A 15,772-nucleotide genomic window follows, 5' to 3' on the forward strand; every position below is an offset into this window, starting at 1 on the left:
AACGTTGGCATGTGTCCACCTGTCAGCCGCACGTCATCCACTGAACGGTTCGCATTCATGGCCACACCCGTGATCCCACCAGCCCAGGACCCCGGCGGTCCTGCCGAACCCGCCGGCCCGGGCCTGCCCGGGGCGCGGAAAGCCCGAGCGCAGGAACGGAGCGGTTCCCAGGTGCCCGGTCGACCCACCCTTTCCTGTGTCCTATTGACCATGGGCACACGTCCCGCCGAACTGCGCCGGGCCATCACCAGCGTGTTCGAGCAGGAGGGTGCCGACGTCGAGGTCGTCGTCGTGAGCAACGGCGCCGAACTGCCCGACCTGCCCGAGGGCGTGGTCACGGTGAACCTACCGGAGAACGTGGGCATCCCCGAGGGGCGTAACCACGGTGTGAAGGCCACCACGGGCGACGTCATCCTGTTCTTGGACGACGACGGCTGGTACCGGTCGATGGACCTGGCCGAGCACGTGCGCGACCGGTTCGGCTCCGAGCCGTCCCTGGGCGCCCTGTCGTTTCGGATCGCCGACCCCGACGGTGGCCCCGACCAGCGCCGGCACGTGCCACGACTGCGGGTCGGTGACTCCCGCAAGTCCAGTGTGGTCACCACGTTCCTGGGTGGCGCGTGCGCCATCCGCCGCACGGCCTTCGAGAAGGGAGGCGGTCTGCCGGGCGACTTCTTCTACGCCCACGAGGAGACCGACCTGGCCTGGCGGATCATGGACGCCGGGTACGGCATCGAGTACGACGCCGACGCCGTGATGTACCACCCCGCGGTGACGCCGACCCGGCACGAGAACTTCTACCGGCTCAACGCCCGTAACCGGGTGTGGCTGGCCCGCCGTAACCTTCCCTGGCCGTTGGCGTTCGCCTACCTTGGCACCTGGGTGGGCCTGACACTGCTCCGGGAACGTGACAAGAGCGCGCTCAGCGCGTGGTTCGGTGGTTTCCGCGAGGGTTGGCGTGAGGACGCCGGCCCCCGAACCCCGATCAGCTGGGCGACCGCCTGGCGGATGACCCGCGCGGGCCGCCCACCGATCATCTGAAGAGGAAGGGGGCGGGCGCCGTGCGGCACCCGCCCCCTTTGTGGTCTGTGCGGTGGGTTCGTCAGCCGATAGCGGCGTCCACCGGGCGGACCTCAGGGCTCTGAGTCGTCGGTACGAAGTGTGGCCAGGTCGGAGTTCCGCACTCGGCCGCGTGGAGCGCCGCACGGACGTTCACGGAGAACAATCGGATGGCGTCCTCCAGACTGTGCGCGCGAACCCCCATCGTTACGCTGAGGCTTCGTTGTGTCAGGCTACCGACCACGTCGGGATCGATGATGCCCGGGTCGCATTCCTGTAGGTTGTCGAGCTCGTCGATGAAACGGTCGGTGAAGGTGTCGAAGTCGTCATCGGTGGTGACGCCGTTCCTGCTCTCGAACGCCAGGTCGACCGCCAAGTGGTGCGTGATCACCGTTCCTGTTCCTCCCAGCACCTGACTCGTCGCAATTGCCCGAGGAGATCTTTGAGGTAGTTCGCCCCCGAAGGCGAGAGCTTAACGGTCTTGAAGTGCCTCTTCGCGCAGGGGCAGTACATCTCGTAGTACTTTTTCCTGCGTTCGACACGCCATCCTCTGTCCTCTGCGCCCTTGAGCACCGGTTCCAGATCCTTGTCGGGGTGGCGTGGTCGAACCATGCGGTGTCCCAGCTACCCGGTATGTACGAATATGACGCTTGGTTCGAAGCCAAGCGTAGGTCAGAGCGTACGGCGCCAGGAAACAGGGTGGGGGAGGTTCGCGGATTTCTCCACCGGAAACGGCAGGGGGCGGGCGCCGTGCGGCACCCGCCCCCTGCCTGGTCTCCGGGATCAGATCTCGGTGACGGTCTGCTCGTACTCCAGGCGCGGCAGGCGGTCGAACCAGGCGTCCGGGCCGGGCTTGCCGATGTTCATGACGACGATCGGCTTCTGGCTCGAGTCCTCGCCGAAGAACTCCTTGTGGACGCCCTCGGCGTCGAAGCCGGTCATGGGGCCGGCGGCCAGGCCGGCGGCGCGAACACCGACGATCAGGTAGGCGACCTGTAGGAACGCGTTCTGCAGGGCCATGGACTCGCGGGCCTCGACCGGCATGCCGGCGAAGTTGTCACGGGCGTCCGGGGCGACCGGGAAGATCGTGGGGAAGTACTCGTGGAAGTCGCTGTCGGCGGACAGGATCAGCGTCAGCGGAGCGGTCGCGGTCTTGGGGGCGTTGTTGCCGCCCATGTGCCGGACCAGGCGCTCACGAGCCTCGGGGGAACGCACCGCGGTGACGCGTAGGGGCTGGTTGTTCATCGCCGTGGGGCCGAACTTGACCAGGTCGTAGATCGCGCGCAGCTGCTCGTCGGTCACCGGTTCGTCGGTGAAGCTGTTGGCGGTGCGGGCACTGTGGAACAGCAGGTCCTGTGCGTTCTTATCGAGGACCAGCGTGTCAGTCATAGTCGAAACCTCGGCTGTGCGTCTTCGGGGCAAGAGAAGCCCGCCGGTGGCGGACACGAGGCACAACCTCATTGACTGGGAAGATATTTCTAGGTTATATGATTTGTGAGCTCATTCACTTAGCGCGCTGCGCGGTCGGTTCCGTGGTGGCGGCACCTTGCCCGGGACGACCGGGACCCTTGGCGGTGAGGGCAGGTCGGGGAGTGGCGCCGGCGGAGCCTCCGGGCTCTGTCGAGGGCGTACCGTGCCGCCGACCTGGGCCACCCACTCCTCCAGCTGCTTGACGAACACTCGTGCCTGGACCGGCCAGTGGTAGGAGGTCCGCGCGATCCGGTGGCCGGTGCTCGCCAGGTCCCCGCGCAGTTCCTCGTTGTCGCGCAGCTCCAGTACGGCCCGGGCGGCGGCGTCGCCGTCGTTGAACGGGACGACGAGCCCGGAGCGTCCCTCTGGACGCCGACTGACCAGGGCCTCGGCCATCGGGTTCGGGCTGGTCACCACCGGTAGGCCATGGGCCATGTACTCCACGACCTTGGTCGGCAGCGAGTGTCGGTAGTTGTCGGTGTCGTGCAGCAGGCTGATCCCGGCCAGGGCACCGGCCGCCATCCGCAGAGCCCGATCATTGGGCACGAACCCGTACCAGTGCAGGGCGTCCTCCTGGTGGGCCTCGCGCAGCAGGGGACGGACCTCGGCGTCGGCGTTGCCGATCACTTCCAGGCGCACCCCGTGGTCGCGCAACCGCCGTCCCATGCGAACCATCTCGCGGGCGCCCCGCGCCATGGAGACGTGTCCCAAGTAGACGACGCGGTCGTCACCGGCCGGTCGGAGCGGGGTGTCCGGTACGTCCGTGGTGTTCGGAACGACCGGGTGGTCGCCGCGGAACCGGGACCGGTAGCCCTCCTCGGCCAGGAGTAGGCGCAGTCGCCGTTCGGCGCCACGTTCGAAGCCGCGCACGACCCGACCGAGCGGACGACGCAGCGGCCTTGGCACCCACGGCTTGGTGAGCAGCGCCGCAGGGGTGTCCTCGTGCACGTCCCACACCGTGACCGGTGGTCGCTTCGACCTCGGGGGCAGCGCGAGTAGGAGTTCGGGGTCGTGGAAGAGCAGAAGATCGGCCTCGGGCGCCGATCTGGTCAGGGCGGCTCGGGCGGCCCTCAGGGAGGACAGGCGGTCGCGCCCCTGGGCGCGCGGCACGTCCACCGAGCGGACCTGGTCCCACGGCGTCACCCCGCACTCCCGGAAGGGGGCGACGTAGGTGACGGTGTGCCCCGCCTCGACGAGTGCCCGGATCTGGCGGTGCAGGATCCGGGCGTCCTCGGGGTGGTGCACAATCGTCGCCACGAGTGCGTGCATGAAGATCACCTACGTGTGTCACCGGTTGGCTCCGAACTACAGCGATGATCCGCCGTTACCGGGCGGGAACCGCTGTACGACACGGTATTCACCTGGAGAAACACGCCGAGGACGGTCGGATGGACACCCGGCGTGCGCCCGGTGAACCTTCGGTCGGTCGTCGGTGAACGCACGAAGGCACGCCGTCGAACGCCGTGGGGCGTTCGTTCGGCGTGCCTGGGTGGCCGGGCCGGTCACAGGACCTGGAGGCCCTCCCGTTGTACTTTGCGGCGAGCCTGCACCGGAACCTCGGATTCGATGGTCGTGGGCTCGTCGGCCTCCGACCGGCGCAACACTCCGCGAGTGTCGAGCAGCAGGCGCGCGTACTCCTCCAAGAGCTTGGAGCGGTAGTCGCTGTGGTCGGTGAGCAGGATGGTCAGATCCGCGTCGGCCATGGCCTGTTCCAGGTCGGTGGAACGGGGGATGTCCACCCCGTCCACCTGCCAGGACTCCACATGCGGGTCGTGGTAGGTCAAAGTAGCGCCCTTGGCGGCGAGCTTGCGCGCCACCGGACGGGCCGGCGATTCGCGCTGGTCCGCGATGTCGGCTTTGTACGTCACCCCGAGGAGCAGAACCTTGGAACGGGACAGCGCCAGCCCGGAGTCGTTCAGCAACTCCTGGGCGCGCTGCATGACGTAGGCCGGCATGCGGCTGTTGATCTCCTGGGCCAGCTCGACGAACCGGAACGGGTAGCCGAGGGTCTTGACCTTGTAGGAGAGGTAGTTCGGGTCGATGGGGATGCAGTGACCGCCCACGCCCGGACCGGGGTAGAACGCCTGGAAGCCGAACGGCTTGGTCGCCGCGGCGGCGATGGAGTCCCACAGGTCCACGCCCAACTCCTGGCAGAAGATGGCCATCTCGTTGACCAGGGCGATGTTGACGTGCCGGTAGGTGTTCTCCAGCAGCTTGGCCATCTCGGCCTCACGGGTGCCGCGGGCCCGGACCACCTGGTGCACGAACCGACCGTAGAACTCCGCGGCCGCCTCCCCGCACTCCTCGGTGAGTCCGCCGACGACCTTGGGCGTGTTGGTCACGCCGAAGGTCGGGTTGCCCGGGTCGATGCGCTCGGGGGAGAAGGCCAGGTGGAAGTCGGCGCCGGCCACCAGACCGGACTCCTCCAGGAACGGACGGACGACCTCGTCGGTCGTGCCCGGGTAGGTGGTGGACTCCAAGATCACCACGGTCCCGGGTGAGAGCCGGTCGGCGATGGCCTTGGCGGCGGCGGTGACCGCACCCAGGTCGGGGCCGCCCTCGGGGGACAGCGGAGTGGGGACACAGATGACGATGGTGCGCGCCGTCGCCAAGCACGCCGGGTCGGTGGTCGCGCTGAACCCCTGGTCCAGCATGGCGCGGACGTCGTCCGGCGTCAGGTCGTCGATGTGTGAGTCGCCCTGGTTGAGGCCGTCGACAACCTGGGCGTTGACGTCGAGTCCGGTGACCCTCACGCCGGCGGACGCGGCTGCGGCTGCCAGGGGCAGACCGACGTAGCCGAGACCGAGGACGACGAGATCGACCGATCCGGTGCTCTGCTCGGGGACATTGGCCGGGTTGGAGGCTGCGGCATCCACTTTGTGGTCACACTCGCATTCATTTCGTGAACGGGCGCAAATGTTCGAGGACCGCCATTTCAGAGTGCAGGACGTCTGAGTGTAGGCACGCGTTGTCCACGATCACGGGTTCTGGCCTGGTTCGGACATTTCCTCAATGAGAACCCGATACGCCTGGTTGTAGCGGTATACGGCTTGGGTCCATGTGCGGTCGACTCCGACACGCTTCTGACCTGCTCGACCGTAGGAGTTCCGCTTTCGCCGACTGTAAGCGAGATTGGCGACCACATCAGCTAGACGTGCCGAATCGCCTGCCGGAATTAACTCTCCTGTCACTCCTGGTTCCACAATCTCCCTAAGAGCAGGAAGATCACTGGCAACGACAGGGAGTCCGCCGGCCATGGCCTCCACGGGTTTCAACGGCGTCACCAGACGGCACACCCGTTCATCACGACGGGGCACTACGAACACGTCCAGTGCCGCGTGATGGTGACGTACCCGGTCGGCGGGGACGCGTCCTGTGAAGTGCGCCGCTCCGCTCAGACCGGACCGTTCGGCCCGTGCCCGCAGCGCGGGCAGTTCCGGCCCGTCGCCGACGATCAGGGCGTGGACCGGTTCCCCGCGTTCACGCAGCTGGGAGACCGCGTCCAACAGCACGTCCAGTCCCTCGTAGCCGAAGCAGCTGGTGGTGGTGCCCACCACGAACTCCTCCTGCCCGATGCCCAGGTCCTTGCGGACCTCCTCGCCCGAGGGCAGCGGTTCCAGGAACGAGACGTCCACGGCGTTGGGCACGACCAACAGACGTTCACGGGGCACCCCCCGGGCCTCGATGTCGGCGCGCATCGCCTCCCCGAGCGTCACGACCAGGTCGGCGGCGAGCATGCACTGGGTCTCCGCGGCGCGTTCCGCCCGGTAGAAGGCGTCGTCCACACTTCGGGAGGGGTCCCGTGACAGCCAGGACTCCTCCAGGAAGCCCCGCACCTCGTAGACCACGGGCAGGTCGTATCTGCGCCCCAGTGCCAGGGCCAGTCGGGCGTTGTGGTGGTTGCTCGCCGCGTGCAGCACGTCCGGCCGCAACGTCTCCACCAACTCGGAACCCATCCGCAACCCGACCTGGAATTCCTGGTCATGGTCGACGGGGGCCCGCCACGGCAGAAGCCGATGGTAGGAGACGCCGTCGACCTCCACGAGCGTGCGCGGGTCCGCCACCCCCTTGGTGAGCGGGTACCCGGCGCGGGAGACCACGTGCACGTCCATGCCGGCCTCACGCTGGGCGACCGCGATGCGGTGCGTGCGCTGGGTGTAGCCGGCGTTGGTGTGCGGAAGCGCGTTGGTGACCAGGTGCAGAACACGCGGTACCGAGTCCGTCGCCGTCGGTCGCCGAGCGTTCACCGTGTCGTCAGGCCGCGTTGGCGCACCGCGGGTTAACGTGAACCCGTGACGGTCAGGGGAAACGGACAACGACTCGGGAACAGCGCGTCCCGTGGCCAGGGCCGTCCGGTACTCGGCGGCGCTGCGATGCCGACCCGGCGGGATCAGTTCGACCAGCTCACGAGCGGTATTCGCGTCTCCGGCGGCCAGGGCCGCCGACACCAGGCGACCCACCCCGGCGGGGGACGCGCGCCGGGACGCGGTCAGCAGCACCTCACGTGCCTCCTCGCGCCGGCCCTGGTCCCACAGGGCGTAGGCGTGCGGGAGGGTGCCGGAACGCCTGGCCAAGGCACGCGCCGATCCGCGCAGCGGACCGGGCATCAGTCTGGCGGCCAACAACGGCAGCCGGGCGGGTTCGTCCCGCAGGTGACGCCAGGCCAAGGTGGCGGTGAAGGTCACCGCACGCGGCCACAAGGTACGTGGACGCGGCGGTCGGGGTTCGGGAGTCCGGATGTCTTGCACGGTCAGTCACACAACCACGTGGACGTGACCAAGTGGTGACACCACGGCGTCGCGCTCGGGACGGGCCGGACAAGGAAGTCCGTCGATCCGACCGAACATCCCGCACACACCCGATGTCGGGGGGACGAACCCCCCATTCCATCAACGCGAGAACCGAAGGAAGCACCAGTGGCAACGAGCGCCCCCCCAGGTAGTCCGGACACCGCGATCGCACACGTGGTCGGCGCGCGCCCCAACTTCGTCAAGGCCGCGCCCGTGGTCTCCGCCCTGCGTGACCGGGGCGCCCACCAGCGGGTCGTGCACACCGGTCAGCACTATGACGACCGCATGTCCGCGGTCTTCTTTCGTGACCTCGGCCTGCCCACCCCCGACGTCGACCTCGGTGTCGGTTCGGGGACGCACGCCGCCCAGACCGCCGCCCTCATGGTCGGTCTGGAACGTGAGTTCACCGAGAACGCCCCCGGAATGGTGGTGGTCTACGGCGACGTCAACTCCACCGTCGCCGCCGCGTTGGTCGCCGCCAAGCTCGGCGTCCCGGTCGCGCACGTCGAAGCGGGTCTGCGTTCCTTCGACAACACGATGCCCGAGGAGATCAACCGCCGGGTCACCGACCAGATCAGCGACCTGTGCTTCGCGACCAGCCCCGAGGCCATCGGTCACCTCGCCGCAGAAGGTGTGTCCCCGGGCCGGGTCCACCTCGTCGGCAACCCGATGATCGACACCCTCTTGGGCAACCTCGACCGGTTCGACGCCCAGGCCCTGCGCGCCCGCCTCGACCTTCCCGAGCGCTACGTGGCGGCCACCCTGCACCGGCCCGCCAACGTGGACGACCCCGACAACGTCGCCCGTCTCACCGCGCGACTGCACGAGATCGCCGAGCTCGCCGACGTCGTCATGCCCGTGCACCCGCGCGGCAAGGCGGCCTTCGACCGGGCGGGTCTGGGCGACCACCCGCGCGTGCGTCTGCTCGAACCGCTCGGCTACCTCGACTTCGTCGCGCTCACCCGCGGCGCCGCCGCCGTCGTCACCGACTCCGGCGGGGTCCAGGAGGAGACCACGATCCTCGGTGTGCCCTGCCTGACCCTGCGCCCCAACACCGAACGCCCGGTCACCATCACGCACGGGACCAACCAGCTCGTCACCGAGTCCGACCTGGTCACCACCCTCGACAAGGTCCTCGACGGACGAATGGACGAACGACTCGGTGACGCTCCGCCGTTGTGGGATGGTCGTTCCGGTGAACGCATCGCCTCCGTCCTCACCAGGTGGTCGAGGTGACGACACCGACGAGCCCGCCACGCCGAGGCGCCGCCCGGCGTCCCAGGGGACCGGCCACCCGGCTGACCCTGGGTCTTCGCACCCGTCCCGGCACACGTCGGACCGCACACCCGCCGACCCCGGACGCCACAGGCACGGGGGACCGTGGAACCGCCAGACCCGAGTACAAGGTGGCAGACCGTGAAACGGCGTGAACAGAGCCAGACCGAACAGCTTCGGCAAGCCCTGGCCGAGCGCGAGGCCCAGCTCCAGGAGGCGCAGGTCCGCCTCGCGGCCCTGGAGGGATCGACCTCGCTACAGGTGGGTCGTGCGCTCACCGCAGCGGCCAAGCGTCCGGGACGCTCCCTGGTACGGCTGCCCCGAGACCTCTACCGGCTCTGGCGGCACAGCGGTAACACCAACCACGCCCAACGCCGCCGGACCGAACCCGTCCGCTCCTTCGACGCCGACCGCCAAGAGGCCCGGCTCCTCACCGGCCTGAGCGGTGGTACCGCCGACCAACTGGTCGCCGCCACCGTCGTGGGCCCCGCCGTGCAGACCGCGATCGACCCCTACCTGCGTTCGGTCGCCCTGCGCCCGCACGACGCCCAGATCGTCATGGACGCCGTGGACGTGGACCTGCTCCTGGTTTCGGCCTCGGCCGCGGCCCCCGGGTCGCCCTGGGCGCACGTGGGCGACCCCGCCGTGGTGGACCGCACCCGTGCCCTGCACTGGGTCATGGAGTCCGCGGCCTCCCGCGGGATCCCCACGGTCCTGCTCGACGACGCGCCAGCGCCGCCGGCCCTGCGCCGACTCGGATTCGACCGCGTCCACAAGGGCGACGCCGGGGTACCCCTGCACCTGTTCAACCCGATCGCCGCCGAACTCGCCCTCGGTCCGGAGGCCGTCTACGTCCGAACCGGGGTCGACACCCCGGTGCCCGACGTGCTGCTCGAACTCGGGGTGGGCGTGGTCGACGTGGACTCGCCCGACCTGGCGGACGCGCTCCGCGCCGCCAACGTCGCCGTCATCCCGGAGAACACCCCCGGCGAGGCCGGACTGCGCCGCCGGGCCTGGGCCTGCGGCACCCGGGTGGTCGCCCACCCGGCCGTACCCGTACCGGGTGGCGAGGACCTCACCGTCAGCGTGCCACGACTGCGCGCGTTGGGCCCCACCCAACGCGAGGTCCGCACCATGCTCCGCCAGGTGTTCCTCGATGACGCCACCCCGGTCCGTCTTTCCGCCCTCTTGGAAGGACTGGAACCGACGACCGCCGTTCCGGGCGTCGAGCTTCCGCTCAGTGGGCGCGGCGTGGCCGTCCTCGCCGACCCGGATGGAGAGGAACAGGCCGACCGGTTCGCCGAGGACCTGCTCTCCTCCCGCCTGCGTCCGGCCGAGGTCGTGGTCCCCGACACCGCCGCCCGACTGCCCGGCCTACGCCGCCTGCGCTCGGAGGGCGTCACCGTGCGCACGGTGCGTTTTCGCGCCCCCGACACCCCGGCCGAGCTCACCCGTGAAGACAACGACGTCGCCCCCGGCGGGCTCACACCCCGACAGTGGGCGGACCTGGCCGAACGGGCCACCGCGCCTTGGGCGTTCATGTGGACCGGGCCGACCGGACGCCACCGTCTGGTCGACCTCGCCTGCGCCGCGGAATGCTCCGGCGCCGACGCGGTCGGGACCCCCCGCGAGACCGCGAAGGAGACCGACCCCACGGCCACCGGAACCGGTGAACGCGGGTTCTTCGACCGTGCCACCGGGGTCGGACAATACGTTTACGTCACCGGCATCGATCCCGAACTGGCACGTACCGAGCTGCTGCGGCGAGCCTGGGAGCCTCGGGAGTGGAACCGGCGTGGCGGCCGACTCCTGGCCCTGGGGCCCGACCACGGCACCGGGACCGACAGCGGTGGCGAGGACCCGACCCACGCCGACACCTCCACCGGCGCCCTCGGGTGACACCCGCGCAACGCCGGCCACATCAGCATCCGAAGGGAAGAACGTGAGCACAGCTCCTCCGCGCGCACTCTTGTACGGCGACGTGGACCTGAACATCATCGACGGTTCGGCGATCTGGGCGCAGTCGATGGCCCAGGCCCTGGCCGCCGCAGGCTGTGAGGTCACCGTGCTGTTGAAGGCGCCGGTGCGCACCGATCGGCTCACCGCGCCCCTACAGGAGGCCGACGGGATCAAGCTGGTCCGTCCCTATGAGGACCGCATGCTCTCCGACCTGGGTCCCCGCGGGCTCACCCCGGAGCAGGCCGTGGAGCTCATGGGGCGCATGCACGGGCGCAGGGCCTTCGACCTGGTGGTCGTACGCGGGCGTCGCCTGGCGGGGCTGGCCGCCCAGGAGGAGTCTTTGAACGGACGCCTGTGGACCTACCTCACCGACTTCCCGCACAGTGTCGACGAGCTCACCGCCACCGCCACCACAGAGCTCACCGAGATCGCGCTGGCCTCCCGGTTCGTGCTCTGTCAGACCGAGGAACTGCGCGCATTCCTGGAGTCGACGGTGCCCGCCGCGTGCGGACGCTCGGTGCTCTTCCCACCCGTCGTCGTCGTGCCACAGGACGTCGCCGCGGACGGGCAGGTGCACGCCCGCGCCCGACTCGCCTACACCGGCAAGTTCGCCCCGCGCTGGAACACCCTGGAGATGACCGGTCTGCCCGAGGAGCTCAACCGGATGGGGGTGGACGCCGAACTGGTGATGATCGGCGACAAGATCCACGCCGAACCCGCCGACTGGGCCAAACGCATGCGCAAGGCCCTGGAGAGCACCCCGAACGTCGACTGGCGCGGTGGTATGTCCCGTGCCGACGCGTTGCGTCAGTCCGCCGAGTGCGACTTCGGCCTGTCCTGGCGCGACCCCGACATGGACGCCAGCCTGGAGCTGTCCACCAAGGTCCTGGAACTGGGGGCGCTCGGCCTGCCGGTGGTCCTCAACCGCACGCCCATGCACGAGGCGTTGCTCGGTGTCGACTACCCGCTCTTCGCCGGCGAGGACTCCGGGTCGGTGGCCACGGTCATCGCCCGCGCCTACCACGACCGGGCCGTGTACGCCCTGGCCGCCGAGCGCTGCCGTTCGGCGGCGGCCGACCACGCCCTGGAACGGGCCTCCGAGCGTCTGCGCGGCTACCTGGCCGAGGCGCTGCCGGCGGCCCCGGAGGGCACCGACCCCGAACGACCGCTCAAGGTGGTCATCGCCGGGCACGACCTCAAGTTCTTCACCCGCCTCGCCGAATACCTGGACTCCCTCCCGGGGCTGGACGTGCGCATCGACGAGTGGGAGGGGCTGAGCACCCACGACCAGTACCGGTCCCGGGAACTCGCGTCCTGGGCGGACGTGGTCATCTGCGAGTGGTGCGGACCCAACGCCCTGTTCTACGCCAAGTGGAAGCGCCCCGACCAGCGCCTCATCGTCCGCCTGCACCGCTTCGAGCTGTACGCGGAGTGGCCGCGCCGCCTGGACGTGTCCAAGGTGGACGCGGTGGTGTGCGTCAGTCCCCACTACGCCGACCTGACCCGTGAGATCACCGGGTGGCCCCACGACAAGGTGGTGGTCCTGCCCAACTGGGTGGACGATCAGCAACTCGACCGGCCCAAGCTGGCCGGTGCCGAGTACTCGCTGGGGATGATCGGCATCGCACCCTCCCGTAAACGCCTGGACCGTGGTCTGGACGTGCTGTCGGAGCTGCGTCGCATGGATCCCCGCTACACGTTGTCGGTCAAGACCAAGCAGCCGTGGGACTACTGGTGGATCTGGAACCGGCCGGAGGAGCGCGCCTACTTCGAGAAGGTGTACCGGAGGATTCAGCGCGACGAACGGCTCGCCAGTGGCGTGATCTTCGACGGGTTCGGCCCGGACGTGGCCACCTGGCTGCGCCGGATCGGGTTCGTGCTCTCCACCAGCGACGACGAGTCGTTCCACTTGGCGCCCGCCGAGTGCGCGGCCTCCGGGGGGATCCCCGCCCTGCTGCCGTGGCCGGGCTCGGACACCATCTACGACCCGCGCTGGATCCACGACGACGCGGTCGCGATGGCCGAGGCCATCCACGGCACCGTCTCCCGGGGCGGGTTCACCGAGGAGAGCGAACGGGCCCGGTCCGAGATCACCTCGGTGTACGGCCTGGAGCGGGTGCGTTCCTTGTGGAGCGATCTGGTCGTCAGCGGCCGGGTACCCGAACCCACATCCTCCGACGTCGCCGTGGCGAGCGGCTGAGGGACTGTCTAGACGGGGCCGGTCATCTTCGACAGGCCCCCGGCGCCGGAGGGCAGGAACAGCGCGAAGGTGGTCGGCCGGGTCTGCACCAGTTCGACGCGGGCGCCCTCGGACTCGGCTATGTGCCGGGCCAGGGCCAGCCCCAGACCGGTGCCGCCGCCTCCGCTGACCTCGCGTTCGAAGACGCGCCCGGCCAGGTGCTCGGGGACGCCCTCACCCTCGTCGCTGACCTCCACCCGGACGGACTGCCCGGTGTCGAGGCGGCGGATGGTCACCGTCCCCGCGCCGTGTTTGTAGGCGTTCTCCACCAGGGTCGCGAGGATCTGTGCGAAGTCGGTGGGGACGGTCATGCCCGTCAGCCCGGAGACACCGGTCACCAGGAGCCTGCGGTTCTCCTGTTGGAACACCGGTGACCACTCGGCCTGGAGACGGTCGAGGACCGGGTCGAGCGCGACCGCCTCGACCTCCGGATTCTGGCTCTTCCGGGCCCGACCGAGCAGGCTCTCGACGGTCTCGGTGAGCCGTTCGGCCTGGGCCAGGGCCGCCTCGCCCTCCTCCCGGACCACGCCCGGGTCGTCCGCCTCGGCGATGATCTCCTCCAACCGCATGGTGAGGGCCGTCAACGGCGTGCGCAGCTGGTGGGAGGCGTCGGTCGCGAAGTGGCGTTCGGTGGCGATGAGGCCCGCGATGCGTTCGGCGCTGCGGTCCAGCACCTCGGCGACACGGTCCGCCTCGGGGATGCCGTAGCGGTGCCCCCACGGGGTGGTGACCCCCGAGCCGAGTCGTTCGGCGGTGGCCGCCAGGTCGACCAGGGGCAACGTGAGTCTGCGAGCCTGGAACATGGACAACCCCACCGCGACCCCGATGGCCAGCAGGGATAGCGAGGCGATCCCGAGCCAGGCCCGGATCACGCTCTCCTGGAGGGCCTCCGCACCGGACCACACCTCGACGGTGGTGCCGCGTTCGGTGGTCGCCGCCGCTCGGACCAGCCCCGGCGAGTCGACGGACGTCGGGTCGAGCTCCGGGTTGCCCGCGGTCAGGACGGTATCGCCGCTGTCGTCGGTGATCCGGATGTAGCGGTCCGGGTGCTCCTGGTCGAACTCGGCGAGATCGACCTCGCCGTCGCGTTCGATCATGGCGTCGATCTCGAAGCCGATCAGCTCCGCCTCGCCTTCGAGCTGTCGGGCGCTCTCGTCGTGCACCAGCTTGAAGGTGAGGGCACTCAGGGGCAGTCCGAGCAGCATGACCGCGATGACGGTCACCACCAGGGTGGAGAAGACCATCCGTCTGCGCATGTCACCTCACGTCCGTCCGACCCTGGAGAGGGCGACCGAGGAGCGTGTCGAGCCCAAGACCCCGTCAGTCTCGTTCGAATCGGAAGCCGACGCCCCTGACGGTCGTGATGTAGGACGGTTGGTTGGCGTCGTCGCCGAGTTTGCGGCGCAGCCACGATATGTGCATGTCGAGGGTCTTGGTCGACCCCCACCAGTTCGTGTCCCACACCTCACGCATTATCTGTTCCCTGGTCACCACCTTGCCGGCATCACGGACCAGGACGCGAAGCAGGTCGAACTCCTTGGTGGTGAGTTGGAGCTCCCGGTCGCCGAGCCAGGCACGGCGGGAGTCGTTGTCGATGCGGACTCCGTGCACGACGGGCACCTCGGCGCCACCACGGCGCAGTAGGGCACGCACGCGTGCGAGGAGTTCGGCGAGTCGGAAGGGCTTGGTGACGTAGTCGTCCGCCCCGGCGTCGAGACCGACGACGGTGTCGACTTCGTCGGCTCGGGCGGTCAGGATCAGGATGGGCGTTCCGTGGCCTTCGGCGCGGAGCCGACGTGCCACCTCTAGGCCGTCCATTTCGGGCAGACCGAGATCCAGGACCATGAGGTCGATGTCTCCGGCACGGGCGCGGTCGAGTGTCTCGACGCCGTTGACGGTCACGTCCACCGTATAGCCCTCGCGGCGAAGTGCGCGGGCGAGAGGCTCGGAGATCGAGACATCGTCTTCGGCCAGCAAAACGCAGGTCATGGTGTCGATGTTAGGACCCGGGTGGCGCATTTCCCTATTATGCGCGCCGGATGCCCCAAGGTTGGTTGAAAATGCGCTAATCACATAACGGTCAAATGGGTGCAAGTGGCCATCACTGGCCTTTTCTTTGCACGTTCTTGATGGAACTGGGAAGATTGTCCCGGAGGATGCGAAGTGCCCCCTTCATGCTTTCAAGAACGCAGAGGAGTCCGGCAGTGAACCCCCACCCCGATTCCCCCCAAGGCGGGGAGAACTTTCCCTACTCAGGGCAATTCCGTCCTCAAGGGTCGTGGCGGGGGCCACCGCCTCCACAAGGACCACCGCCTCCACGGGGGTCGCAGGGGCACTACGGAGGTGGACTGCTCGCGGTGCTCACCGTCATCGCGATCCTGGCCGGTGCCTCGACCCTGGGCGGCACGCTCGCGATCGCGGGCGCGCTCACGGATCGGGTCGCCGCCGACGAGGTACCCGAGTCCGCCCCGACCGCCGTGGAGAGCGCCCCGGAACCCTCGGCCACACCCACCCATGAACCGATCCCCACTCCGGACCCCACCGATGCGCCGACGGAAGAACCCTCCGATGGCGCGGACGCCGCGCGCTGGGACATGACGGCCGAGGAGGTGGTGACGGAACTGCGGGAAGAGCACGACGACCTCACCGACGGGCTGGACGTCAGCGACGAGCTGTGCGCCTCCGAGGAGGACGACCTCTTCGTCTGCACCATGGCGGTGGAGACCAACCTCGTCCGGGTCATCTCCTACGAGAACTCCCTCGTCGCCACCACCGTCGTCCTGGGTCTGCTCGACCAGGAGGAAACAGAGGACGCGGAGGGCGCCGACATGGCGGTGGACTTCCGAAGCGCCTGCCACATCGTGCTCATCTGGTTCGAGCGCGGCGGCATGGAGGAGTCCGATCGCGGTGCGATGACCGACGACGTCGAGGACATCGTCGGCTGCTGAGGACGAGGTGCGGCCCGTCCGGAACGCGTTCC

Annotated in this window: 12 protein-coding genes; 5 read left to right on the top strand and 7 right to left on the bottom strand. The window is 69.1% G+C overall.

Annotated features, from left to right (window positions below; translation table 11 throughout):
* The first annotated feature begins 210 nt into the window (after window positions 1-210).
* Window positions 211-1,041 carry a glycosyltransferase family 2 protein gene (locus tag NLI01S_RS20305; RefSeq protein WP_190318537.1) on the top strand — a complete coding sequence of 277 codons (831 nt, stop codon included), beginning with the start codon at window positions 211-213 and terminating at the stop codon, window positions 1,039-1,041.
* Between the two features lie 61 nt (window positions 1,042-1,102).
* Here NLI01S_RS20305 and NLI01S_RS20310 read toward each other — a convergent pair whose 3' ends face one another.
* From NLI01S_RS20310 to NLI01S_RS20330, 5 genes are all read right to left on the bottom strand, one after another.
* On the bottom strand, window positions 1,103-1,450 hold the full coding sequence (locus NLI01S_RS20310) for a hypothetical protein (RefSeq protein WP_067606986.1): 348 nt from the start codon (window positions 1,448-1,450) through the stop codon (window positions 1,103-1,105).
* A 392-nt stretch (window positions 1,451-1,842) separates the two neighbouring features.
* Window positions 1,843-2,448: a malonic semialdehyde reductase gene (locus tag NLI01S_RS20315; RefSeq protein WP_067606991.1), complete on the bottom strand. Its 606-nt coding sequence runs from the start codon at window positions 2,446-2,448 to the stop codon at window positions 1,843-1,845.
* 111 nt (window positions 2,449-2,559) lie between these two features.
* Window positions 2,560-3,798 carry a glycosyltransferase gene (locus tag NLI01S_RS20320; RefSeq protein ID WP_190318538.1) on the bottom strand — a complete coding sequence of 413 codons (1,239 nt, stop codon included), beginning with the start codon at window positions 3,796-3,798 and terminating at the stop codon, window positions 2,560-2,562.
* 233 nt (window positions 3,799-4,031) lie between these two features.
* Window positions 4,032-5,405 (bottom strand): nucleotide sugar dehydrogenase, encoded by a 1,374-nt coding sequence (locus tag NLI01S_RS20325; RefSeq protein ID WP_067606995.1) that lies wholly within the window; start codon window positions 5,403-5,405, stop codon window positions 4,032-4,034.
* A 102-nt stretch (window positions 5,406-5,507) separates the two neighbouring features.
* Window positions 5,508-7,214, bottom strand: a complete 1,707-nt coding sequence (locus NLI01S_RS20330; protein WP_223809314.1) for a glycosyltransferase family 4 protein — start codon at window positions 7,212-7,214, stop codon at window positions 5,508-5,510.
* 231 nt (window positions 7,215-7,445) lie between these two features.
* On the opposite strand from NLI01S_RS20330, the gene wecB reads away from it, so the two are divergent.
* The 3 genes from wecB (at window position 7,446) to NLI01S_RS20345 (ending at window position 12,753) form a co-directional block, all read left to right on the top strand.
* Entirely contained in the window at window positions 7,446-8,555 is a 1,110-nt protein-coding gene (wecB, locus tag NLI01S_RS20335) for a non-hydrolyzing UDP-N-acetylglucosamine 2-epimerase (RefSeq protein WP_067606999.1), read from the top strand.
* A gap of 180 nt (window positions 8,556-8,735) precedes the next feature.
* A complete protein-coding gene (locus tag NLI01S_RS20340) occupies window positions 8,736-10,493 on the top strand; it encodes a hypothetical protein (RefSeq protein WP_067607001.1) in 1,758 nt (585 codons plus the stop codon).
* A gap of 70 nt (window positions 10,494-10,563) precedes the next feature.
* Window positions 10,564-12,753 (top strand): glycosyltransferase, encoded by a 2,190-nt coding sequence (locus tag NLI01S_RS20345; protein ID WP_067607003.1) that lies wholly within the window; start codon window positions 10,564-10,566, stop codon window positions 12,751-12,753.
* An 8-nt stretch (window positions 12,754-12,761) separates the two neighbouring features.
* Here the strand turns inward: NLI01S_RS20345 and NLI01S_RS20350 are convergent, their stop codons facing one another.
* Window positions 12,762-14,048 carry a sensor histidine kinase gene (locus NLI01S_RS20350; protein ID WP_067607005.1) on the bottom strand — a complete coding sequence of 429 codons (1,287 nt, stop codon included), beginning with the start codon at window positions 14,046-14,048 and terminating at the stop codon, window positions 12,762-12,764.
* Window positions 14,049-14,112: 64 nt separating this feature from the next.
* Entirely contained in the window at window positions 14,113-14,781 is a 669-nt protein-coding gene (locus tag NLI01S_RS20355; protein WP_014911258.1) for a response regulator transcription factor, read from the bottom strand.
* 368 nt (window positions 14,782-15,149) lie between these two features.
* Here NLI01S_RS20355 and NLI01S_RS20360 point away from each other — a divergent pair, with 368 nt between their 5' ends.
* Window positions 15,150-15,740 carry a hypothetical protein gene (locus NLI01S_RS20360; RefSeq protein ID WP_067607007.1) on the top strand — a complete coding sequence of 197 codons (591 nt, stop codon included), beginning with the start codon at window positions 15,150-15,152 and terminating at the stop codon, window positions 15,738-15,740.
* Window positions 15,741-15,772: the final 32 nt, after the last annotated feature.

This window comes from Nocardiopsis listeri NBRC 13360 (genome assembly GCF_001570765.1).
GTDB lineage: Bacteria > Actinomycetota > Actinomycetes > Streptosporangiales > Streptosporangiaceae > Nocardiopsis > Nocardiopsis listeri.

Excerpts from the sequence above, each read along its gene's own strand:
- NLI01S_RS20305 (WP_190318537.1), top strand. The coding sequence starts at position 211 with ATGGGCACACGTCCCGCCGAACTGCGCCGGGCCATCACCAGCGTGTTC.
- NLI01S_RS20315 (WP_067606991.1), bottom strand. The coding sequence starts at position 2,448 with ATGACTGACACGCTGGTCCTCGATAAGAACGCACAGGACCTGCTGTTC.
- NLI01S_RS20320 (WP_190318538.1), bottom strand. The coding sequence starts at position 3,798 with ATGCACGCACTCGTGGCGACGATTGTGCACCACCCCGAGGACGCCCGG.
- NLI01S_RS20350 (WP_067607005.1), bottom strand. The coding sequence starts at position 14,048 with ATGCGCAGACGGATGGTCTTCTCCACCCTGGTGGTGACCGTCATCGCG.
- NLI01S_RS20355 (WP_014911258.1), bottom strand. The coding sequence starts at position 14,781 with ATGACCTGCGTTTTGCTGGCCGAAGACGATGTCTCGATCTCCGAGCCT.